At 42.2% G+C, this 24949-nt stretch carries 16 protein-coding genes; 10 read left to right on the top strand and 6 right to left on the bottom strand.

All coding sequences use genetic code 11. From position 1 onward, the window contains the following. Positions 1-16: 16 nt before the first annotated feature. Both Q7657_RS01715 and galE read right to left on the bottom strand, forming a co-directional pair. Positions 17-1072 (bottom strand): UDP-glucose--hexose-1-phosphate uridylyltransferase, encoded by a 1056-nt coding sequence (locus Q7657_RS01715; protein ID WP_107166151.1) that lies wholly within the window; start codon positions 1070-1072, stop codon positions 17-19. 17 nt (positions 1073-1089) lie between these two features. Then, positions 1090-2100: a UDP-glucose 4-epimerase GalE gene (gene galE, locus Q7657_RS01720; protein ID WP_107166150.1), complete on the bottom strand. Its 1011-nt coding sequence runs from the start codon at positions 2098-2100 to the stop codon at positions 1090-1092. 361 nt (positions 2101-2461) lie between these two features. Between galE and ebgR the strand changes: the two genes are divergently transcribed. The 7 genes from ebgR (at position 2462) to Q7657_RS01755 (ending at position 14618) form a co-directional block, all read left to right on the top strand. Then, entirely contained in the window at positions 2462-3445 is a 984-nt protein-coding gene (gene ebgR / locus Q7657_RS01725) for a transcriptional regulator EbgR (RefSeq protein ID WP_107166149.1), read from the top strand. A gap of 293 nt (positions 3446-3738) precedes the next feature. Then, the gene (gene ebgA / locus Q7657_RS01730; RefSeq protein WP_107166148.1) at positions 3739-6831 is read left to right on the top strand and encodes a beta-galactosidase subunit alpha; all 3093 of its coding nucleotides are present in this window, start codon (positions 3739-3741) and stop codon (positions 6829-6831) included. Positions 6832-6834: 3 nt separating this feature from the next. Further along, complete coding sequence (locus tag Q7657_RS01735) at positions 6835-7287, top strand: beta-galactosidase subunit beta (protein WP_107166147.1); 453 nt, start codon at positions 6835-6837, stop codon at positions 7285-7287. A gap of 110 nt (positions 7288-7397) precedes the next feature. Next, positions 7398-8834, top strand: coding sequence for an amino acid permease (locus Q7657_RS01740; RefSeq protein ID WP_023935423.1), 1437 nt, complete (start codon positions 7398-7400; stop codon positions 8832-8834). 656 nt (positions 8835-9490) lie between these two features. Continuing rightward, positions 9491-12118: an alpha-glucosidase gene (gene ygjK, locus Q7657_RS01745; protein ID WP_107166146.1), complete on the top strand. Its 2628-nt coding sequence runs from the start codon at positions 9491-9493 to the stop codon at positions 12116-12118. Positions 12119-12580: 462 nt separating this feature from the next. Next, the gene (gene eptA / locus Q7657_RS01750) at positions 12581-14215 is read left to right on the top strand and encodes a phosphoethanolamine transferase EptA (protein WP_107166145.1); all 1635 of its coding nucleotides are present in this window, start codon (positions 12581-12583) and stop codon (positions 14213-14215) included. Between the two features lie 43 nt (positions 14216-14258). Next, positions 14259-14618, top strand: a complete 360-nt coding sequence (locus Q7657_RS01755) for a diacylglycerol kinase (RefSeq protein WP_107166144.1) — start codon at positions 14259-14261, stop codon at positions 14616-14618. A gap of 117 nt (positions 14619-14735) precedes the next feature. On the opposite strand, the gene speB is transcribed toward Q7657_RS01755, so the two are convergent. After that, a complete protein-coding gene (gene speB / locus Q7657_RS01760; RefSeq protein WP_107166143.1) occupies positions 14736-15668 on the bottom strand; it encodes an agmatinase in 933 nt (310 codons plus the stop codon). Between the two features lie 95 nt (positions 15669-15763). After that, the gene (gene speA / locus Q7657_RS01765; protein ID WP_107166142.1) at positions 15764-17683 is read right to left on the bottom strand and encodes a biosynthetic arginine decarboxylase; all 1920 of its coding nucleotides are present in this window, start codon (positions 17681-17683) and stop codon (positions 15764-15766) included. 795 nt (positions 17684-18478) lie between these two features. Between speA and Q7657_RS01770 the strand changes: the two genes are divergently transcribed. The 3 genes from Q7657_RS01770 (at position 18479) to Q7657_RS01780 (ending at position 21855) form a co-directional block, all read left to right on the top strand. After that, complete coding sequence (locus Q7657_RS01770; RefSeq protein ID WP_107166141.1) at positions 18479-19396, top strand: DUF808 domain-containing protein; 918 nt, start codon at positions 18479-18481, stop codon at positions 19394-19396. 193 nt (positions 19397-19589) lie between these two features. Continuing rightward, positions 19590-20060: an outer membrane lipoprotein gene (locus Q7657_RS01775; protein ID WP_008988696.1), complete on the top strand. Its 471-nt coding sequence runs from the start codon at positions 19590-19592 to the stop codon at positions 20058-20060. A gap of 508 nt (positions 20061-20568) precedes the next feature. Continuing rightward, positions 20569-21855: an MFS transporter gene (locus Q7657_RS01780; protein ID WP_107166140.1), complete on the top strand. Its 1287-nt coding sequence runs from the start codon at positions 20569-20571 to the stop codon at positions 21853-21855. 66 nt (positions 21856-21921) lie between these two features. Here the strand turns inward: Q7657_RS01780 and Q7657_RS01785 are convergent, their stop codons facing one another. Next, a complete protein-coding gene (locus Q7657_RS01785; protein WP_107166139.1) occupies positions 21922-23901 on the bottom strand; it encodes a flavohemoglobin expression-modulating QEGLA motif protein in 1980 nt (659 codons plus the stop codon). Then, positions 23888-24913, bottom strand: coding sequence for a glutathione synthase (gene gshB, locus Q7657_RS01790; protein WP_008988699.1), 1026 nt, complete (start codon positions 24911-24913; stop codon positions 23888-23890). Before gshB ends, Q7657_RS01785 begins: the two co-directional genes overlap by 14 nt. Positions 24914-24949: the final 36 nt, after the last annotated feature.

A 24949-nucleotide genomic window follows, 5' to 3' on the forward strand; every position in this document is an offset into this window, starting at 1 on the left:
GTAAGTAAGCAATAACTTATTGTTGTTCTTTGTAGTGAACATCACTGAGATCACGTAGGCGTTGTGCAGCTTGCTCAGCGGTTAAATCACGTTGGCTTTCAGCTAACATTTCATAGCCGACCATGAATTTACGTACAGAGGCACTACGGAGTAATGGCGGATAAAACAGCGCATGTAATTGCCAATGGTCAATGTCAGTGCCTTGCTCAAAGAAAGGTGCGTAATGCCAGCCCATAGAGTAAGGGAAAGAGCATTGGAATAGATTGTCGTAACGGCTTGTCAGCTTTTTAATCGCTACCGCTAAATCATCACGTTGCGCATCGGTGAGTTCACTCATACGACGAATATGCGTTTTAGGTAGAAGCATGGTTTCAAATGGCCATGCTGCCCAGTAAGGCACTAGCGCTACCCAATGTTCGGTTTCAACCACAATGCGTGAACCGTCTTTCAGTTCAGCTTCAACGTAGTCGACCAATAGGTTGCGGCCATTTTCTTGGTAATACGCCTTTAGGTTGTGTTCTTTACGTTCGATTTCATTTGGTAAAAAGCTATTTGCCCAAATTTGACCATGTGGGTGCGGTTGCGAGCAGCCCATGGTTTCACCTTTGTTCTCAAAAGCTTGTACCCAAATGTAATCTTTACCTAGCTCTTCAATTTGATCGTTCCAGGTATCAATCACGCCGCGAATTTTTTCAACTGGCAGCTCTGGTAAGGTTTTGCTGTGATCGGGAGAGAAACAGATCACACGACTTAAACCACGAACCCCTTGAGTTTTAAATAGCGGATTAGTCGATTGTGGCGCTTCTGGCGAATCCACCATAAGCGCGGCAAAATCATTACTAAATACGTATGTGCCTTGGTAATCTGGGTTTTTATCGCCAGAAATACGCTCGTTCGTTGGACACAGGAAACACTTTCCGTCATAGCTTGGTAGTTGCTCAGTCGATGGCTTTTCATCTTGACCACTCCAAGGACGTTTGGCACGGTGTGGCGAGACTAAAATCCATTGACCCGTCAGTGGGTTATAACGGCGATGTGGATGATCAACAGGGTTAAATTCAACTGCAGACATGTGTTTTACTCTCTTAATTAATAACCGTTAGGGTTGTTTGATTGCCAGTTCCAGGTATCGACTGTCATCTCTTTTACGCTGCGCGTCGCTTTCCAATTGAGATCACGTTCAGCTTTGTCTGTGCTTGCCCAACACTCTGCAATATCACCTGCACGACGAGGACAAATTACGTAAGGCACTTGATTGCCACATGCTTTAGCAAAGGCATCGACCATTTCTAATACGCTAGAGCCTTTACCTGTGCCGAGGTTGTAGATATGTAAGCCGGCTTTTTCACGCAGGACATTAAGTGCTGCAATGTGACCATCAGCCAGATCCATGACGTGAATGTAGTCACGCACACCTGTGCCATCCGGGGTTGGGTAGTCGTTGCCAAAAATAGATAACCGATCACGGCGACCAATCGCCACCTGAGCAATAAATGGCATTAGGTTATTGGGGATCCCTTGTGGATCTTCACCCATAGTGCCAGATGGATGTGCGCCTACTGGGTTGAAGTAACGCAGTAGGGTAATGCTCCAATCATTTTCGGCATGGAACAGATCTTTAAAGCACTCTTCCACCATGTATTTGCTGCGACCATAAGGGTTAGTAGTCGCCCCCGTTGGTGAGTCTTCAGTGATAGGTACTATTTCCGGATCGCCATATACGGTAGCGGATGAGCTAAAGACAATGCTTTTCACGCCAGCTTTACGCATCGCGCGAGCTAACACTAAAGAGCCATTAACATTGTTGTTGTAGTATTCCAGTGGTTTTTCGACCGACTCACCCACGGCTTTTAAGCCAGCAAAGTGGATCACTGCTTTAATATCGTGTTTGGCAAAGACGCTATCTAGAAACGCTTCATCTTGGACGTTACCTTGGTGAAACACTGGCATCACACCCGTTAATGCTTCTATACGTGCCAATACACCAATTTTGGCATTGGATAAGTTATCGATAATGACAGGAGTGATCCCTGCTTGGATCATTTGTACGCATGTGTGGCTGCCGATGTATCCCATGCCGCCGGTGACTAAAACTTCCACTATTTTCGCCTCTGCTTAATTTGGGGAGAGGAGATCCGCATATTGCGTGTCTCAACTTTCTGCAAAAAAGTCTACCAATGAAGTGAGCTTACGATCTGTGATCAACTCAGCAATGTGTAAACGTTTACACTTTAAATTCATGGAATGTGAGCGATAACAGTGAGAGAGAAAATTAAGGAATATTTATAAATCTTTGAATTTATTGGTTATATTTGATTTTATGTCAGATATATAAAATTTCAGGGTAATGTAACAATTTTTACTAAAATCTTCAGGCACAATATAAAACCATAATAAAAAGTGTTATTTTCAAAATATCTCACTAGGATAGTGAGCTAAGTTGATGGGAAGCAAAGTAAGTATGGCGACATTAAAAGACATAGCTAATGAAGCAGGGGTTTCTCTTGCAACGGTATCGCGTGTGCTCAACGACGATCCGTCATTAAGTGTAAAAGAAGAGACTAAACAACGTATTTTTGAAATTGCTGAAAAACTCGAATACAAAACCAGCAGCTCAAAAAAAGCCGTGGTTGAGAAAAAGCAACAGCATTGCTTTGTGGCACTTTATAGCCATAAGCAAGAAGCAGAAGTGAATGATCCTTATTATCTTTCTATTCGTCATGGGATTGAGACCCAATGCGATAAGCTCGGCATTGATTTAATCAACTGTTACGACGGTAAGTTTGATGCCCATGATGCAACGATTTCAGGGATACTGATTGTTGGACGATGTTCAGCTAAGTTATTGAAAGAGTTATCAAAGATAACAGATAATATTTGTTTTGTTGATTTTTCAGATAATTCAGAACGTTACGACAGCGTGGATATTGACCTTGAAAGGATCAGTAAACAAATTGTCGATTTCTTTATTGAGCAAGGCTATCCACGTATTGGTTTTATAGGTGGACAAGATCAGGCTAATACCGCTGATATTCGTGAAATTGCGTTTTCTGAATATGGTCAGTTAAAAGGCGTAGTAGATAATAAAGACATTTACCGCGGTGATTTTTCTAGCGCTTCTGGTTATGAGCTCGCTAAGCAGATGTTTGCTAATGGTGATTACCCTAGTGCTCTATTTATTGCTTCTGATTCTATTGCCATTGGCGTCCTACGAGCGATCCATGAGCAAGGATTGGCTATTCCAGAAGATATTGCGCTGATCAGTGTCAATGATATACCGACGGCTAAATTTACCTTCCCTTCACTGTCTACTGTGCGTATTCACGCTGAAATGATGGGGATCCAAGGGGTGAATTTGCTGGTAGAAAAGGCACGAGATGGGCGAGTTCTGCCTTTACAAGTTTATGTGCCAAGTAAGTTAAAGCTGCGTGGCACCACAAAATAGCATCAATGAAATATTTATAAGGCACTGTTTTTACAGTGTCTTTTTATTTTCTGTGAAAAGCGTTGCGTTATTTACACTGTTTTCTTTCTGTTATCTTACCTTCTGCCACTTCCTTTAAGCCGATCACAGGATTGGTTTAAATCCCCTCGTAAAATGTGACTCGCTTAATGTAAAACGTTTTCACTAATTTATTTTAGTAAAACTTTTACTAAACTCATTCCCAACAGATTCATCGTCATTATCACGATTGATCACAGATTAAAAAAACGTCGGTTTGAGCCGGGAGGCATAACGTGAACAACTGGGAAAACTTCCAACATCTGCATGAGAACCGCATGGCACCACGTGCTTATTTCTTCTCATACGATTCAGTTAAGCAAGCAACGACTTTTCAACGTGAACTAAGTAGCCGTTTTATGCTGCTTAGTGGTCAGTGGCAATTTGAATACTTTTCGAATCCATTATTAGTACCTGAAGAATTTTACAGCCAGCCAATGACGCAGTGGGGACAAATCACGGTTCCTAACATGTGGCAGATGGAAGGTCATGGCGATCTTCAATACACAGATGAAGGTTTCCCGTTCCCAATCGATGTACCGTTTGTGCCATCTGATAACCCAACTGGCGCTTACCAACGCACATTTACATTAGGTGCGGATTGGAACGACAAGCAAACTATTATTAAGTTTGACGGTGTTGAAACTTACTTTGAAGTGTATGTGAACGGTCAATACGTTGGCTTTAGCAAAGGTAGCCGTTTAACTGCAGAATTTGATATCAGCGCATTCGTGCAGCAAGGCAATAACTTACTGTCTGTTCGTGTGATGCAGTGGGCGGATTCCACTTACATTGAAGATCAGGACATGTGGTGGACTGCGGGTATTTTCCGTGATGTTTACCTTGTGGGTAAAGAGCAGCTACACGTGCGTGATTTCACGGTACGTACTGACTTTGATAGCGCATACCACAACGCCACATTAAGCTGTGATGTTGAGTTAGAAAACTTAACGACCAGCGCACAAACAGCATTGATTGAATATCAATTAATGGATGGCACAACACTTATCGCTGAAGGCGCTGTGGCTGATCTTTATGTTGCTGATAGTGCTAATGCGCAGTTTGCTATTGATGTGACAGCGCCAGTGCAATGGAACGCTGAAAACCCATACCTTTACCAACTACTACTGACGCTAAAAGACAGCCAAGGCAATGTATTGGAAGTGATCCCGCAGCGTGTCGGTTTCCGCGACATTAAAGTGCGTGATGGTCTGTTCTATATCAACAACAAATACGTGATGCTACACGGTGTGAACCGCCACGATAACGATCATCTTAAAGGTCGTGCTGTAGGTATGGATCGTGTCGAGAAAGATTTAGTGCTAATGAAACAGCACAACATCAACTCTGTACGTACGGCTCACTATCCAAATGATCCACGTTTCTACGAGTTATGTGACATTTACGGTCTGTTTGTAATGGCGGAAACCGATGTGGAAACACACGGCTTTGCTAACGTCGGCGATTTAAGCCGTATTACGGATGATGCAGAATGGGAAACGGTGTTTGTTGATCGTGCAGTGCGTCATGTTCACGCTCAGAAAAACCATCCGTCAATCATCATGTGGTCAATGGGTAACGAATCAGGCTATGGCTGCAACATTCGTGCTATGTATGCAGCAACCAAAGCGATTGATGACACTCGCTTAGTGCATTACGAAGAAGATCGTGACGCTGAAGTGGTGGATGTGATTTCTACTATGTACTCACGCGCACAATTAATGAATCACTTTGGTGAGTTCCCACATGCGAAACCTCGCATTATCTGTGAATACGCACACGCAATGGGTAACGGCCCTGGTGGTTTAACGGAATACCAAAACGTGTTCTACAAGCACGATCATATTCAAGGTCACTACGTATGGGAATGGTGTGATCACGGCATTCTAGCTCGTGATGAACACGGCACTGAATTCTACAAATACGGCGGTGATTACAACGATTACCCGAACAACTACAACTTCTGTATGGATGGTTTGATTTACCCAGATCAAACACCAGGTCCTGGTTTGAAAGAATATAAGCAAGTGATTGCGCCAGTGAAAATCCGTGAAGTGGATGCGAAACAAGGTCAATTCATGGTTGAGAACAAATTATGGTTCTCGAACATTGATGATTACACCATTACCGCAGAAGTGCGTGCTGAAGGTGAAACCTTGTTGGTTGAGCAGATCAAACTAACGGATCTGGCTGAAAACTCAGAGCAGATGATCACCTTAGCGTGGCCTGAGCTTGATGAGCGTGAAGTATTTGTCAACTTCACTGTGCGTAAAGATTCTCGCACTCGCTACAGTGCAGCAAACCATGATATTGCGGTTTACCAGTTCGAGCTAAAAGCGAATACCGCACAGTTGGAAAGCTTTGTTAATCACAATGCGACTGAATTAGCGATTGAAGAAACACGCTTAGATTATGTGGTGAAAGGTTATAACTTTGCGCTTAACTTCTCGAGAGTGAACGGTAAGTTAACGTCATGGTTAGTTGATGGTAAAGAGTTGATTCAATCTTCGCCTAAGCTGAATTTCTTTAAACCAATGATCGATAACCACAAGCAAGAATATGAAGGTCTATGGCATCCGGCTCACCTACAAATCATGCAAGAGCACTTCCGTAGCCTCAATGTGGAAATGATCGATGGTCAGTGTGAAATCACGGTCACTAGCATTATTTCACCACCAGTGTTTGATTTTGGTATGCGTTGTCATTACCGCTACCAAGTTAATGCACAAGGTCAGTTAAATGTGGAATTAAGCGGTGAGCGTTACGGTGATTACCCACATGTGATCCCTGTGATTGGTTTGGATTTAGGCATTAATGGCGCGTTTGATCAGGTGCAATACTACGGTCGCGGTCCTGAAGAGAACTACCAAGATAGCCGTCAAGCTAACATGATTGATGTTTACAGCACCACAGTTGCTGACATGTTCGAAAACTACCCGTTCCCACAAAATAACGGTAACCGCCAGCACGTTCGTTGGGCTGCATTGGCTGATAAACATGGCACTGGTGTACTAGTGAAACCACAGCAAGAAATTAACTTCAGTGCATGGTTCTACACTAACCAAAACCTTCACCAAGCACAGCATACACATGAGCTTGAGAAGAGTGGTTACATCACCCTAAACCTTGATCACCAAGTGATGGGCTTAGGCTCTAACTCTTGGGGTAGTGAAGTGCTGGATTCATACCGTGTGTACATGGATAGCTTCCGTTATGGTTTAACGATTCTGCCATTTACGGCTGGCGATTGCCGACCACAAGCATTGGCAAATCACAACTTTGACTCAGCGTTTTTCACAACAACGGCTCCACAAACGAATAAGGCGTAATCCATGATCGTATTAGATAGCTTAGCGCAATTTAAATTGGTGTACCGCAATGGACGTAAATGGAACCGTTGTGTAGAAGCCATTGAAAATATTGAAAACATCCAAGAAGGTGTGATGCATTCGATTGGTGATTCACTGGTGTACATGGTGCAAAACGGAGTAACGCCAACCAATGGTCTGTTTACTGGTAACCGTCGCTACTTTGATGTGCATTACTACCTTGAAGGCAGTGAGCAGGTGGAAGTGGCGGAGAAAGCACAATTAACCACTGAAGTGGCTTACCAAGATGAAACAGACCGTGAAACCTTGGTGGGTTGTGGTGAAGTCATTGCGTTATCAGAAGGGCAAATTGCGATTTTTGAAAACGACAAAGCGTACCGTTTCTTAGGTGAAAACCCAGTAAGAAAAGTGGTGCTAAAAGTGACCATTGAAGATGGCTACTTCTTGAATAAATAGTTCCAAGCAAGCGTAACAATCAGGCTCACGGTGTGGGCCTGATCTTTTGATATTTATATTCATGAGATTGGCAACTAGTCCCATGAATAGTTTGTTTTTTTGGGGTAAACATGACGGAAGCAACACGAGGTACGATAGGCAAATTTGCCTTATTGTCGATGACATTCGCTGCGGTATTTAACGTTCGTAATATCGTGAACAACAATATCGAGTTAGGATTAAGCTCTGCGCCAATTTTCTTATTGGCGACTATGATCTATTTCATTCCTTTCGTATTCATTATCGCTGAATTTGTATCGGCGAATAAAAACTCAGAATCAGGCATGTACGATTGGCTAAAACAGCCTTTAGGTACCAAGATGGCGTACATGGGCTCATTCCTGTACTGGTTCGTTAACCTATTTTTCTTTATCTCATTACTGCCAAACGTGATCGCTTATGCTTCATACGCCATGATGGGGTATGAGTACAGCTTCTCACCAATCGTCACGTCAGTAATTTCGATTGTGTTATTTGCCGCTGCCACCCATATTTCAACCAAGGGGGCATCATGGTTAGGTAAGATCACCGAAGTGGTGGCTTATGGTGTGTTCTCACTGTTTGCTATTTACGTCGTTGGTGCACTGCTTGCGCTGGGTAGCGATCATCAGCCAGCACAACCGATCACATTAGAAGCGATGAAGCCAACCATTAATTGGGCGACATTAGGCATCATGTGTTGGATTTTCCAAGCGGCGGGTGGCGCAGAAACCGCTGCGGCATACCTTAACGATGTGAAAGGTGGTCATAAGTCATTTATTAAGGTGATCATCGTTGCGGGTATCGTGATTGGTGGTATGTATGCCCTTGGCTCATTACTTGTGAACGTATTCGTGGCACGTGAAGATTTAACTTATGCTGGTGGTATGGTTGAGATCTTCACCGGTATGGGTAACTACTTTAATATTTCGGAAGCATTAGTCGGTCGTTTTGTCGGTATCGTGCTATTCATTGCCATGTTTGGCTCAATGATGATGTGGACAGCAGCACCTGTGAAAATCCACTTTTCTGAAATTCCGAAAGGTGTTTACGGTGAGAAAACCACAGAGCTAAACGAGCATGGTGTACCAGTACGTGCAGCATGGTGGCAGTTTGCGTTTGTGTTTGCGATGTTAGTAGTGAACGGTTTTGGCTCTGAGTCTGTACAGCAGATGATGAACACAGCGATTAACCTAACTGCTGGTACGGCAATGTTACCGCCAATTCTTATCATGATCGCTTACTTTGTTTTCCGCTGGAAGCATGATGATACGCCTCGTGATTTCCGCATGGGCTCGCAAAAAGTGGGTATGACTGTTGTCTCTATTCTTATCGTGATTTTCGTGGTGAGTATGACAGCCTCTGCGTTCCCTCCTGGTGTTGATTTAGTGCGTGCGTTCTTTATTAACGTCTTTATGACGGCGGTATTCTCAGGTCTTGCTTGGTGGTGGATCTCTCGCTTTGAGAAGAAACAAAAAGGCATTATTAAAGCAGATGAAAAGAAGCCAACAGTCGCAACACAGCACTAAGTTTTATCGCTAAATAAGCTAAGTAAATAAATAGATAAGCCGTTCATTTTATATGAGCGGCTTTTTTATTTTTTGAAAAAATAGCGGTTTATTTTACTTATGAGGAGTTGTTTTTTACTGATGGTTGAGATTTATTTAAGGGCGAGACAATCAATACCAGCAAACAAAAGATAAAAATGGAAATAACGCCTTTTAGTGACTGTGATATAGCTCATAAAACCATATAAAAATAGATGTTTTAAGCTGTTACGTTACGTCTTTATATCGTTACGAATGTTACATAAGTAATTTATTAATAAGTGATAATTTTTAAATTTTAATCCCTGTGCATATTATTATTTGGGGAGAAGATCTACTTTTATATTTAATGAGTGATGAGAGATAAATAGACAAGCAATAGTGGTGATTAAATAGTGTGAAATTACTTCAAAAATAAAAATGATGTTATTTTTTATCTTTGTATCTAATTGTTACATCGTATGCTCAAGCTGAATTTTAGTAAAATAATAACTGTGATTTACTTCAATTTTACTCTTGGATTTTGCCCTTAATATTCCCTCCGCTTACAGAGTAATGCCCAATTTACTCTGCGCCTAAAAAAACAATAACTATCTAAATTCCAACGTGGAATGTCTCTTTATATTGAGGGTGTAACAATGACGAATAATTCAATAGTAACCAAGAAAACATTGCTTGCCGCAGTGATCGGCTCTTTATTATTTACCGCTGGCTGTAATAGTGATGATTCGTCTAGTTCATCGTCTGAAGAGAAAAAGAAACCAGAATTAGCCCTGCAGTTTAAAGACATTATTGATCGCACTGGTACGCCAAAACACCTTGCCGAAGTGGGGGCGGGTAACCACATGGCTTACACACCATTGCATGATGATGGTGCATGGCATGGTCACTTATTACCAAATCTAAAAGTGAACCCTGAAAATAAAGGTGGCTTTGGTGTGACTGCGATTGCTGAAGAGTACAACACTTCAGTGGCGGAGTATTTTGATAAGTTATCAATCCTAAAAGATGGCAAGCCTGTTGATTTCAAAGCGGTCGCTTACAGCATTCCGGGCGCATTGATTCAAACCCTAACAGCTGATGATATTCGTGTTGAGATGACACTGCAGTTTGTCTCTTCTCGCTCATCATTGGTTGAAACTGTGATCACAAATAACAGTGGTGAAGATCTGACGTTGTTGTGGGACGGTAAATTAGTTGAAGGCTTCTACGCTAAAGATGGTGTAGCAAAACCTGAATCTTACGCAGCAACAGTGGCAGAAGAATTACCTAATTTAACCCGTAATTTAAGTACTGATGATCATGGTGATGTGACGTTAACATTCGGTAAAGAGCGTGATTCATGGTGGGTAAGAACCCGTGGTGATTCAGCCTTTAATATCGAGCGTAGTGTTGCTGCGAAAACCACGGTACAAGGTTTAGAGTATCAATCTGAATCAGAGATTGGTGATGAGCAAGAAACCAAGATCTATACAGTCTTTAGCCACACTTTAACGGCAGATGAGTGGAAAAAAGAGCAACCTATTGTTGCCGATATTCTGAAAAATCCAATTAAATACATGAATGCGACTACGGCGCGTTGGGAAAATTACTTAAGTCATGGTTTGGTTAATGATAATGCAACAGCAGATCAAGAGCGTGTTGCAGTAAAAGCGATTGAAACCTTAACCGGTAACTGGCGCAGCCCAGCAGGTATGGTGAGCCATGATACGGTAACGCCATCGGTCACTGCACGTTGGTTCTCTGGTAACTTAACGTGGCCGTGGGATACTTGGAAACAAGCGTATGCAATGGCGCATTTCAATCCTGATTTGGCAATGGAAAACATTCGCACAGTGTTTGAACACCAAGTGAAAGCTGACGATGTGCTACGTCCATATGATAAAGGCTATTTGCTTGATGTGGTAGGTATGAACATGTCTCAGCAACGTGGTGATGCATTGGGCTTAACCGAATTTAATGATGCACAAACATGGAATGAGCGTAATACCAAACCATCACTGGCGTCATGGGCGGTATGGGAAGTCTACACTGCGCTAAAAGACAAATATAACCGTCCAAGTGATGCTAAAGCATGGCTTGAAGAAATGTATCCGCAGTTAGTGGCTTACCATGACTGGTGGTTAGCGGCACGTGATACTAACAGCAACGGCATTCCTGAATATGGTGCGGCAGTGGATCCTGAGCACACGAAAGATGGTCAGCTGATCTACAAGTTTAAGCTAGAAGGCGATACTGAATGGCAAGTGGCTTATGGTATTGATAATTACAACGCGCTGTTAGAGTCAGGTGATTATGTCGATATTAGCAGCCCAGCACAAACGGCAGCGTCTTGGGAATCAGGTCGTGATGATGCTGCGGTATTTGGCTTTATCGATACCATCGCAGATGCGCAAGGCTTAACTGATGTAAAAGAAATTGAAACCATTGATCAGTTAGGTCGTTATGCAAAAGACAAGTACGGCTTTGATAATCGCTATGTGGTTAATGATGGCAAGGTTGCTTACAGTAATAACAATACTGATAACACCGATAAACTGAATCTGGCGAAAAAAGATTGGCAGGTGAAGTTTAGTGAGAACAAAGACGCCTCTGGTGAAGTGATTGGTTACTCACTGTTACAAGAGTCCGTTGACCAAGCTTCATACTGGTACAGTGATAACAAGTATCTTGCGCAAATTGCACAGGTGTTAGGTGATAGCAATGCAGCCACTGATTTCACGAAAAAAGCCGAAGAAACCAAGAACTACATCAATAAATGTATGTTTGATACAGCCACAGGTTTCTACTACGACATCAGTATTGATAGCGCAGAAGCGAAAGAACTAAATAACGGTTGTGCGGGTAAACCGATTGTTGAGCGTGGAATGGGGGCTGAAGGTTGGTCGCCACTGTTTAATGGCGCTGCAACTGATGCAACAGCGAAAGCCGTTGTGGCAAATATGATGAATACCAGCAAGTTTAATACGACAGTGCCACTGGGTACGGCATCAGCAGATAACCCAGCATATGGTGCTGACATTTACTGGCGTGGTCGTGTATGGGTGGATCAGTTCTACTTCGGTGTAAAAGGCATGGCGAACTATGGCTACACTACCGAAGCGAACGAGATGGTCAATAAGCTCTTTACTAATGCGGAAGGTCTAACCAAACAATTACCGATTCAGGAAAACTACAATCCAGAAACGGGGGCTGTACAGGGCGCAAATAACTTCTCATGGAGTTCTGCTCACCTTTACATGCTATACAACGACTTTTTGAAATAAGTTATTTCGTGAACATGTAGTTTGATTCAGCATTCATTCCCCTAATGCTGATAACTCCAACGCCAATACATCATCAGTATTGGCGTTTTTTTATATCAAATTGGTGCGATCTGTATTTTGTTCTATTTGCTGTCAGGGTAAAAACAGCTTCGTCATTCATAATGCGGCGCGTGAATTTATCGCTTTGACCTTTTTTCGACATAGGTACAGTTACCCTTCTATATTTACTAAGAGATGAAAACGAAGGTGGTATGAAGACGTTACTGTCCATTAGTTGAATCTATGTTTGCATTTAAAATACAAACCAATTTATATAGTTATCGATTAATTATATGAATTTGTAGATATAATTCGCGGCTAATAAGGAGCTATTCGCCAAGGTTGGCATGACGTTTATCGTGGATAGAAATACAAGTATTCACGGCATACCAAACGATGACAAATACTCTTGGGAATAGATACATGAAATTTCGCTTAACGAGTGTGCTATATACGCTTTTAATCGCCTTGTTTTTTACGGCGATACAAAATATTGCGTTATGGCAACATATCACTGAATTATTTGAAGCCAATCCGCCAAATAGCCTCATATTTGCTATATCTATTCCGATTTTTATTTGTGCGGCATTAAATATTATTTTTACCTTACTTATTTGGCCTAAGGTATATCGTGTTTTGATCCCTGTACTGATTATTCTGTCGGCACTAGCGACTTATGGTATGTACAGTTACGGCGTATTTTTCGATTACGGTATGATCGTTAATATCTTTGAGACCAATACCGGAGAGGCTACCAGTTACCTGTCGTTAGGTGGTGGAATATGGTTACTGGTTATAGGGATCATTCCTGCGATCATCTTTACCGCGATGAAAGTGCAATTTAAGCCGTTTTTTAAAGAGTTACTGTCAAAATTAGGTTCGATTGTTATTTCATTGCTGGTGATTGGTTTAATTGCGGCTGGCTATTACAAAGATTACGCCTCATTGGTGCGTAACCATTCTGAAATTAAGGCGCTAATTAACCCAACTAACTATTTATCTGCAACTTATCGTTATGCGCAGTACCAGTTAATTGAAGCGAAAATGCCGTTTAAACACATTGGCACTGATGCGGTTAATGAACACGCTGCTATCACTGAAAAAACAGGTAAACCGAATGTGGTGGTGATGGTATTAGGTGAAGCGTCACGCTCAATGAACTACTCACTCAATGGTTATGATCGTGATACCAACCCTGAGCTGGCAAAACTAAATGTGATCAGCTTTAAAGATGTCAAATCTTGCGGTACAGCAACGGCGGCTTCAGTACCTTGTATGTTCTCTGATATGACTAAAGCGAACTACAATCCAATCACCGCACGTCACCAAGATGGCGTCTTAGATGTGATGCACCATGCGGGTATTGATGTGTTATGGAAAGATAACGATGGAGGTTGTAAAGGAGCATGTGATCGCATTAAACATGTTGAAATGAGTGCTGAAATTGATCCTAGCTTGTGTCATAACGGCTCGTGTTACGATCAAATCTTATTGAAAGGCCTGCAGCAATACATTGATGATGCGAAGCAAGATACCTTTATTGTGCTGCATATTATTGGTAGTCACGGTCCAACTTATGACGATCGTTATCCTGCTAAATTTAAAGTATTTTTACCAACCTGTGATACCAGCGATTTACAAAACTGTACTCAACAACAGGTGAAGAATACTTACGATAACACTATTGTCTATACCGACTATATCTTGAGCCAAGTGATTGATATGTTGAAGCAAGATGATCATCATGCCAATACAGCGATGTTCTATATGGCAGATCACGGTGAATCATTAGGTGAAGATGGGGTCTACCTTCATGGTTTACCTTATGCGATAGCACCAAAAGAGCAAACCACAGTACCATTGATTTTATGGCTATCGCCTGAATATCAAAAAAGCCAGCACATTGATCGTGCTTGTTTAGAAAAAGAAGCACAAGCTGGTGGATATTCACAAGATTACTTATTCCATTCGCTACTTGGCATGATGGATGTAAAAACCAAGGTTTATGAACCTAAACTAGATATATTTTCACAATGTCGTAGTATTAGCGCCCATTAACGCAATGCTAGCTAATCGATGATAAATAGAGAGAAAAATAATAATGAAACCGGGTGCGACGGGAATAACTCGAATTATTAATGCCGCAGGCTATTCTGTTCAAGGATTGAAAGCTGCATGGAAGAACGAAGCAGCATTTCGCCAAGAATCAGTGCTATTAGTGCTAATGACAGCGATTAGTTTTTTCTTACCCGTAACAGGGGTAGAGCGAGCTATCATGATCGCTTCATTGTTGTTAGTCATGATTGTTGAGTTGATTAACTCAGCTATTGAGGCGGTGGTTGATCGTATCGGTCCTGAGCATCATGAGTTGAGTGGTCGAGCGAAAGACATTGGTTCGGCAGCGGTATTTGTTGCTATGGCACTGGTTGTTGTTGTGTGGGGCGGGATCTTAATTAGCTAGCGACGATACTCAATAATAAAAGAGAACACCTAAAACAATGCCAGAGTGAAAGCTCTGGCATTTTTTATTGTTGATTGATCGTTATCGAATAGCGTAGATGATAGCGATAATCACAACTTATTTAATATCTGCTTTCTTATGGGTTAATGCCCATAGATGCAGCATATCAGTGGCAATCGTTGCAGCCGCTAATGATGTCATATCAGCGTGATCGTAAGACGGTGCTACTTCAACCACATCCATACCCACAAGGTTAATACCTTCTAGTGCACGAATAATTTTCAGTGCCTTATCTGACGTAATACCACCACATACAGGGGTACCTGTACCCGGTGCAAATGCAGGATCTAAACAATCAATATCAAAGGTTAAGTACACTGGCATATCGCCCACTTTTTCTTTGATAGTTGAAACGATTTGCTCAACTGACCAATCATTGGCTTTACCAGCATCAATCACGTTAAAGCCTAGGCTGTCACAGTGATCGGTACGAATACCAATTTGTACTGAGTGGTGAGGGTCAATTAGACCTTCTTTCGGTGCATGGTAGAACATAGTACCGTGATCAAACTTACTGCCTTGATCATAAGTGTCAGTGTGGGCATCAAAGTGGATCAATGCCATTTTACCGAATTGCTTAGCGTGAGCACGTAGCAGTGGTAGCGTCACAAAGTGATCGCCACCAAAAGTTAGCATTGCTTTACCTTGCTCTAATAAGCCTGTTGCGTGTGCTTCTAGGCGCTCACACATTTGTGCTGCATCACCACAATCAAACACCAAGTCACCACAGTCAGTTACTTTGATGGTTTTGAATAGGTTGAACGTCCACGGCCAGCGTTTACCTTCCCATGCTAGGTTGGTTGAAATTTGGCGAATAGCGCCAGGTCCCATGCGACTCCCAGAACGACCAGTGGTAGCCATATCAAATGGAACACCAGTGATCACCACATCAGCATCAGACTCCATTGGGGCGAAGTTAAGTGGTTGACGTAAAAAACCAAACGCATTTGCGTATAGTGAGTAATCTGGGTAGTTAGCTAATGTTGCCATGGTTCTCTCCAACAACAATCTTGGGCAAAGCCCTGTTAAGACGTCCTATCACGGCATACTGACGTGATAGGAACCTTATTGAGTCTATAAATAAGTTAGATAGCACGAACATCTTCGAGGTAAGTGTAACCTTCTAGACCTTCAGCCAACTCTTGTAAAATCGCATCACGCTCGTGATCAGCTAAGTGTTGCTCTGCCATTGCTTGGTATTGACGTAAGAACGCTTTTGAATCCAAGTGTACATAGCGCAATACATCACCAACACTGTCACCACGATCAATTTTTTCAATCTCATAACCACCTTCAGCACGGGTACGTACTACTGCGGTATCGGTATCACCGAATAGGTTATGCATATCACCTAAGATCTCTTGGTATGCACCGACCATAAAGAAACCAATGCGGTAAGGCTCTTCTGCTGACCATGTTGGAACCGGCAGCGTAGTTTCAATACCTTGGCTTTCTACGTACTGGTCGATAGCACCGTCAGAATCACAAGTGATATCTAAAATAATCGCACGACGCTCAGGGGCTTTATCCAAGTTGCTCAGCGGCAAAATAGGGAAGATTTGATCAATACCCCATGCATCTGGCAATGATTGGAATAGCGAGAAGTTGACGAAGAACTTATCCGCTAAACGCTCGTGTAGCTCATCTAAAATCGGGCGGTGAGCTCGGTTTTTATCTGAGAGTTTTTTCTGTAATTCGTAACATAGGCGCAGGCTCACTTGCTCTGCCCATGCGCGGTCGATAAAGCTGATCATGCCAACGCCAAATAGGGCATGCACTTCGGCTAAATCGCTTTGGTTGTCGTGATAGATCTCAACTAACGAGCGTTGATCGGAATGCTCAGAGAGCTCTTTCCACGACATCCACATGTTTTGTAGCACTTGTGGTGCATCTTCCGCAGGTGCACTAATACTTTCTGGTTTATAGCTTTCAATACCAACCACATCAGTGATAAGCACTGCGTGGTGAGCAGTTAAGTTACGGCCTGATTCTGAAATAATACGCGGCATTGGCATTTCGTATTCAGTACAAATATCACCAAGCACATAGACGATGTTGTTGGCGTATTCATTGATACTGTAGTTCATCGAACAACTGCTTTGGCAACGTGTACCTTCATAGTCGACAGCTAAACCGCCACCTACGTCTACAGTTGTAATACCTGCACCGAGTTTTTTCAATTCTGCGTAAACGCGACCTGCTTCACCGACGCCGCTACGTACGTCACGAATGTTGGCAATTTGTGAGCCCAGATGAAAATGCAGTAATTGCAAACAACCTAGCATATTACGCTGGCGTAATTCATCTACCACAGTTAAAACCTGAGATGCCGATAATCCAAACTTGGACTTTTCACCGCCACTGGCTTGCCATTTGCCTTTACCTTGAGAGGCAAGGCGAGCACGTAAACCAAGGCGAGGCGTTACACCTAACTCTTGTGCTTGCTCTAGAATGATTTTCAGCTCAGACAGCTTCTCAAGCACGATGTAAACTTCATGACCTAGCTTTTCACCAATTAACGCTAAGCGAATGTATTCTTTATCTTTATAGCCATTACACACAATCACTGAGCTGGCTTCTTGTGCCATTGCCAACACTGCCATTAGCTCTGGCTTACTGCCAGCTTCCAAGCCTAATTGACGCTGTTGTTTAGCGTATTGGCTTTTTAGGATCTCACTCACTACTTCTTCTTGTTGGTTTACTTTAATTGGGTAAACCGCCAAGTAATCACCTTGGTAACCATAGTTTTCGATAGCTTGGTTAAACACGCTACATAAGCTATCTACACGGTGATGCATCACTTCAGGGAAACGAACCAATACAGGCAACGAAGCGCCTGCCGCAATCAATTCATCTGCAAGCTGAGATAAACCAATGGTGTTCTCTGGTGCATTCACGTTAGGGCGCGCAACAACTGAACCATCTTGTGCGATATCGAAGTAGTTTTGGCTCCAGTAAGGGGTGTTGTAAACGTCACGTGCGTTATTGATTGTCCACTCACTCATAGTCTTAATCCTTGTGAGGTATTACTGCGTGTATTCAAGGCAAGCGAAAGCCCTACAATACTGCAGAAAATATCAAATAAAATAAAAGGTTATGGCTACTGGCTTTAATGCCAGGATATAAAAGGTACGGTAATAAAAATAGCGAGGTGCAAAAAAGCACAGCTAAGTTTAATTACGCGTAACTGGGACTATCCGAGTTCGTTTCATCATTATTACTAATGAACATGCGTGTCGTTCGTCTAGATTGGTGTGGTCTGATTTTGTTGGCTGCGTTGTCGCATACTTTATTCAGGCTAGAGAAAGCCTGTAGGTATAGTGCTGCGAATAATTTCATTGTCATTTCCGAACAGGTCGTGCTGATACAGGCACGGTATGACATAACGTAAAGAATGGTTAACCCATCTCAGTCTACACCTCAAACCATTAAAGAGGGTGCTTGGCGATTAGACAATTGAATGACCTTAACTGCAATCAAAAAAGACTTATCGTAACCATAAGAAAGATTAGCCATTCTTATTTATAACAGCTTAAATAGTCAGTAGATGGCAGAGCGATAAAAAACGGTGATTTTTATTTTTGTGATCTAGGCAGTATAATGCTGCAAAATATCTCTTGTGGTGTCCGCCATTGAGAGCATTCGTTATGAGTAGGCAGCCTCATGATTGTCTATTGATGACTACAATAAATAGCAAAGTTCATTGATGAAATGCTTATTGGCTCTGATGACTTTGATGTGATTTTTATATTCAGTTTGTGTATTTAAGAGTAAAGCACTCTTATTGGAAGGAGTAACCTGTGGCAGGTGCAAGTTTATTAACCTTGTTAGATGATATCGCGACCGTATTAGATGATGTCGCTTTGATGACCAAAGTGGCAGCACGTAAAACAGCGGGTGTACTCGGCGATGATTTAGCATTGAATGCCCAGCAGGTAACAGGCGTTCGTGCTGAACGTGAGATCCCTGTGGTATGGGGCGTAGCAAAAGGCTCGTTTAAGAATAAGTTGATTTTGGTGCCAGCAGCATTGCTGATCAGTGTGATTGCACCATGGTTGATCCAACCTATGTTATTACTAGGTGGTTTATTCCTTTGTTTTGAAGGGGTAGAAAAAATTGTTGAGAAGTTTTTCCACTCAAAAGAGGAAACACCAGAGCAACAACAAGTAGCAGCGCTTGCCGATAGTAATATTGATATTGCCGAATTTGAAAAAGAGAAGATAAAAGGTGCGGTGCGTACCGATTTTGTTCTTTCAGCAGAAATCATTGTGATTGCATTAGGGGTCGTTCAGGAGCATCCGTTCTTAACGCAAGCGATTGTGGTGAGTGTGATCGCTGCCGTTATGACAGCGGGTGTATACGGTTTGGTGGCGGGTATTGTCAAGTTGGATGATGCCGGTTTGTATCTGGTGAATCACAGCGAAAAGGCGAGCTTAAAACATCGCTTTGGTGCGTTATTAGTGAACCTTGCGCCTTACTTGATGAAGGCACTTGCTTTCGTTGGCACGATTGCGATGTTCCTTGTCGGTGGTGGTATTGTTGTCCATACTTTGCCACATTCGCATGAAATCGTAGAGCAAATTACACATGCAGTGAGCTTCCCGGGGTCTGCATCGATTATCCCGCCAGTGTTTAACGGCATTGTTGGTGTGATTGCTGGTGCTGTTGTCGTTGCCGTGGTAACTGTGATTAACAAAATTCGTGGTAAATCCCACTAATTTGAGTGTTAAAAAAGCACCATGAAGAAGAAGTCAGCATTTTGTGCTGGCTTTTTTTTATACTAAAATTGGGTAATGCATTGTTTTGCTTTGTCTATTCAGTGTGGATACAGGATTTGTGAGCAAAATGTTAAATTAAAGTCCAAACTTATAGCGTTGTAGCAAATTGATTGCTTTATTGACGGAGGTTCCATTGAAAAAGTTTACAGTAGCATCTTTATGTCTTGTCGCGGCACTGGGTGTGTCTGGTTGTGCTCAAAACCCATATGGTAATGCTTATGATGTCGGTGAGGCGCGTACAGTTCAGAATGTATTAACAGGAACCATTACTAAATTAGATGCCGTTACGATGAGCGGTGGCGGCGAAAGTACAATTGGTACCATTGCTGGTGGTGCTGTGGGGGCTATTCTGGGTTCTAAAATTGGCGGTGGTAGTGGCTCTGATATTGCCGCTATCGGTGGTGGTTTAGCTGGTGCAGCTTTAGGTAATAAAGCTGGCGATGCCATTAGCCAGCGTAATGGTGTGAATATCGTCATTAAGCTAGATAGCGGTAGAACCATTGCAGTGGTGCAGGAAGTTGATCCAAATATGATTTTCCGTGTTGGTCAGCGTGTAGATATTTACCAGCAAGGTAGTACAACACGTGTTGTTCCAGCAAATTAATATCAATGTTAGTGATGTTAAAAGGCAGCGAGCGCTGCCTTTTTTATTTTAACTGCATATTAATGTTTACATACTGCATTTAAATATGTGACTTATTATTGCTATTAATGAGCATTATTTGTTATTAAATGTATTTATGTTATTTAAATGTAAGTACAGTGGGGGAACGGTAATATTTACCAAGGGAATGTATTTTATTTATATATTGCTTAAATAAATTCCACATGGTGAGTAATTAACAAAAGTACGGCATTTGGTTAATTTTTTCTTATTCTGTTAATGCGTATTTCTGCAATATACTATATTTATTTTGTGGTTTTCTCCATATATTAATCTGTAATATTTTTTCTTCTTGGTGTATATGCCTGGTAATACCAGTTTTGATATATAAAAACATAATATTTGTTCTTATGGTTAAAACTACGGCGAATAATTAAATTGTAAGTAAATATGTCTAAGAGTAGGCTTGCTGGCACTTTAAAAATTTCAACCCGTAAGTATTTAACCTATGAGCAACAATAAACTAGACGCAACGTATAAACGTCTGCGTTGGCAGATTATTATTACTACCTTCCTGACATATACAGTGATGTATATTTCACGTAAAGCCTTCGCAGCAGCAGCACCGTTATTGATGACCGATCTGGGTATGACAACGGTTCAATTTGGTTTAGCGTCTTCGATTTACTACATTTTATACGGCGTATCAAAATTTAGCTCTGGCCTTCTTGCCGATAAAATTAACCCTCGTCTATTTCTTGCTCCAGTGTTGGTGGTGATTGCCATTATAAACGTGGGCATTGGTATGACTAACAGCGTTAACATGCTGCTTGCTCTGTATTGTTTAACAGCGGTTGTTCAAGGTTGTGGTTTCCCGCCGATTGCCAAAGCGATCAGCCAATGGTATTCAAAATCAGAGCGTGGTGGTTGGTACTCGCTTTGGAATACATCTCATAACGTAGGTGGTGCGCTGGCGCCGCTTATTGCTTCAGCGGTGATTGCGTACACTGGTAACTGGCGTTACGCATTTTATGTACCAGCCGCAATTACTGCGGTTCAAGCTATTATTGCGGCCATTCTTATGCGTGGTAAGCCAGAAAATTACGGTTTACCGAACGTTGGTGAATGGCGTAATGATACTAAGCAGCTTGAGATCAATCAGCGCTCTGAAGCCGGTCTTAGCATGTGGGTGATGTTTAAGCGCTACATTCTAACGAACCCTATTATTTGGTTAGCGATTGGCGGTGACTTATGTATTTATGTGATCCGTACTGTGACGAACGATTGGGTAAGTGTTTACTTCGTTAAAGAGCTAGGTTGGGATTTAGTCAAATCTAACTCGCTAGTGGCTTGGTTTGAAGCGGGCGGCATTTTAGGTGGTTTAACGTCGGGTATTATCTCAGACAAATTCTTTGGCGCAGATCGCTGGAAAACCATTTTAATTTATAGCTTTGTGTTAATCGCAGGTATGGTTGGGGTGGTATTTACTATCCATATTGATTACATGCTAGTGGCACTGTGTTTCTTCATTATCGGTGCTGGTATTTATGCGCCACAAATGCTGTTTGCGTTAGGTATCATTGAAGCGTCTCACGCTGATGGTGCAGGTGCAGCAACGGGCTTAAAAGGTGGTGTAACTTACATTGGTGCAGCGCTTGCTGGTGCGCCGATTGCAATGATTGAAACTGCTTACTCTTGGAGTGGTGTGTTTACCTTATTAGGTGCGATTGCTGTGACATTAGTGGTGTTAACTTGTGTGATCATCCGTGTTGATAGCAAACGCCTACCAATGTAAATCACGAAGTAAAGAGAATAAAAAAGCGACCAGATGGTCGCTTTTTTTGTATCGGCTAGATAGCGATTAACGAATCGAGTTCAGCATGAAATCCATCACAGGATCGATTTCTGCGTCCATGGTTAATGCTTTTGGCAGGTAATCAGGTTGTTTTAATATCCCACGCTCGATAAGTTCATCAAGGAGTGGCTTAAACTCAAATCCAGTTTTACCAATAAATAGCGATGTTAAGTCTTCATTTTGATACGCATGGATCGCATCTTTTAAACCACGTAGGTATAAGAAGTCTTTCGTGAAGCCACCACCACGGTAAACACGTGCGGTTACTGTGAAGGCTTCATCATCGCTTACACCGTACTCGTGTTTCAAGCTGTTGAAACAGTCATTAAAGGTGTCGCCATTTACCATCATCTCTACTGCTACTACACGTAATGCCAATGTTTTGAGGCGGTGTAGTGGGAAGCTACCTGATAAGTGCTCACACAGAATCGCAAGGCCTTCTTGTGTATGGGTGTTACCAGGTAAACCTAATTGTAAGATCTTTAGTGGCTGACGTTCAGCATTCACCGACGTAACTAAGTGCACACCCAGTTCATGATGGATCAAGGCATCAAGATCGCCTTGGCTAAAACGACTGTTAGGGTTCACCTTGATGGTTTTACCGCTAACCATTGCACGGGCAATCAGCTGCTTTGAAGAAACGATCTTACATGGAATATCGTAGTCTTGTGCTGCTTCTTTAAATGCTTCAATCGCTTCTTTAGCACTGATGGTAGCTGGTTGCTGCTCTTTATACTCACATGCGTGAAGAATAAACTTCGCATTCGCAATGTCACGCTCATCAGGCTGACCGTAGTAACGTAATGAGTTATATAGGAACTCATCAGTACCAATACTACAAAGTAGATCGATACGTACTGCTAACTGGTCAATCACCTTACGATACATCTTCTGTACGTCAGCATCGCGAATACCTTCTACCGGTAAACGGTAAAGTTGCTCACGGAACTTGTATGGATCCAAGTCCAGCTGACGGTAAGTAAACTGCGGATGATAAGTGTGCGGTTTACTTAAGAAGCGGCGTTTCTCTTGCTTTAAGTTCGTCGGGTTAATGTAGCTCAGGGTATTGATACCACGAGCAATACGGTATAACTGACGATCAAGTTTAAGCACTTCTTTTGATAGATTCGATGCTAGTAGATCGCTACCAGTTAAGCCTTTTGCTTTCGTGCGTTTTGTTACTGTAAAAGCCGCGTGCTCCGTGATCACGGTTTTCATCGACTCTTTCAGCTTTTCAATTACCAGTGGGTAGGCTTCGCCACCTTGCTCATTCATGAAAATCTTCTTCACTTCAATCGGTAAGATTAATGTGTTGCTGAAGTTTTCTTTAATGAAGGTTGCTTGGTAACCCATACCTTTAAAGACATCATTTTCTAATGCCGTCACTTCAAGGTTTGGTAACTCAACGTTATTCAAGCTTTCAAGTAAAACGTCGATCTCTTTACGCCAGCGACGGCAATTAACTTGCTTTGTGCCCACGTTAAAGGTTGGCGTTTGTGCATCAATACGCTGGTGGTTATACGAGTGAATGTCATATACCAGACAAAGACCAAACTCTTTTTCTAACGTTTCTACTAAACACTTAAGAATGCGATAGTAACAGCTATGTTTGTCATGGCTGATCGCACGTTCTTCGGGTGTTAAAGGCTCAAGCCATACATTTTTACCCCAAGCATCTTCATAAATACAGTTGCTTGGATCGCGGTTTAAGTCGTATTCGTAACGAGAATCTTCACCTTGAAGAACGATTGGCAGCGATGAAATAAAATCGCCAGTAAATGGATCTTCTTCAAAGTAGCGCTCTTCTTCAGATAGCGCACATTTTTCTTTTAATTCTCCACGAAGGTTATGACCATGGTGAATAGCGGTAGCAATATAAGGTTGGTATTCGCTTACACGAATACTCAAGCTACCATCACCAAGCTCAGCTTCAAATGGAGTAAGGCTACGGATTTTCTCCAGAACCTCTAACTCAGTATGCAGCATCAGCAATTACCTTACGAAAATCGTTTTTACGCGCAATGCCGATCTCTTTCGCCATTACTACGCTTTCAGCAAAATCAAGCACGTTACGCTGAAGTTTTACGCGGTTTAGACGGTTAATACGTGTAATACCGCCAGGGCTTAATACGTTAACTTCAACTAGTTTGCCATTGATAACATCAAGACCAACAAAGTACAGACCGTCGCGCACTAGCTTAGGACCAATGTGTTTACATAGATCAAGCTCTTGCTTAGTTAGTGTGTGTTTTACTTCACGGCCGCCAGCGTGGATGTTTGAGCGAACGTCACCTTCAGCAGGTACACGACGCATCGCACCAATTGGCTCACCGTTTAGTACAAGAATACGTACGTCGCCTTGCTCTGCACCTTCAATGTAATCTTGTAGGATCACATAGTTCTCGTCGTCACCAATGTAGAAATCAAGCAGTGATTTGACGCTTGATTTTGCGCTTTTCTCAACCAAGATAACGCCTTTACCGCCGTAACCGTTCAATGGTTTTAGGATCATGCGCTCTTGGGTTGACTCATCTAATACACGCTCAAGGTACTCACGGTTTTTCGATACGTGCGTTGCAGGAATAAACTCATGGTTTGGATCAGGTAGTGATGCTGTGTATAGCTTGTTGTTTGCTACACGTAGGCCATCAATATCGTTAATGATAAAGGTGTGTTCACGAACTGAATCCAAGAAGTTCAATGCCATGGTATCTAGCGGTGGGTTAGCACGCATGAAGATAACATCGAAGCCCGCAAGTGGTAACTCAGCTTTATTAAATTCCGCTTTACGGTAAAAGCTAGGGATATTGTTTGATACATCACCTTTCTTTAATACGTTACAGAAAGCAATTGCCATGCTGTCGCGCATAGTTAAGTTACTTGGTGTTGTAATTGCAACCGTGTGTCCACGACTAGCTGCTTCATGGATTAGACGTAAAGTTGAATCGTTTTCTGCTTCAACTTTGTCCCACGGATACATAACAAAACAAATTTTCATAGCTATACCAATAAAGTGCCTGCTTTTCACAGGCTA

Origin of the sequence: Candidatus Photobacterium acropomis (assembly GCF_030685555.1) — a bacterium.
Taxonomy (GTDB): Bacteria; Pseudomonadota; Gammaproteobacteria; order Enterobacterales; family Vibrionaceae; genus Photobacterium; species Photobacterium lucens.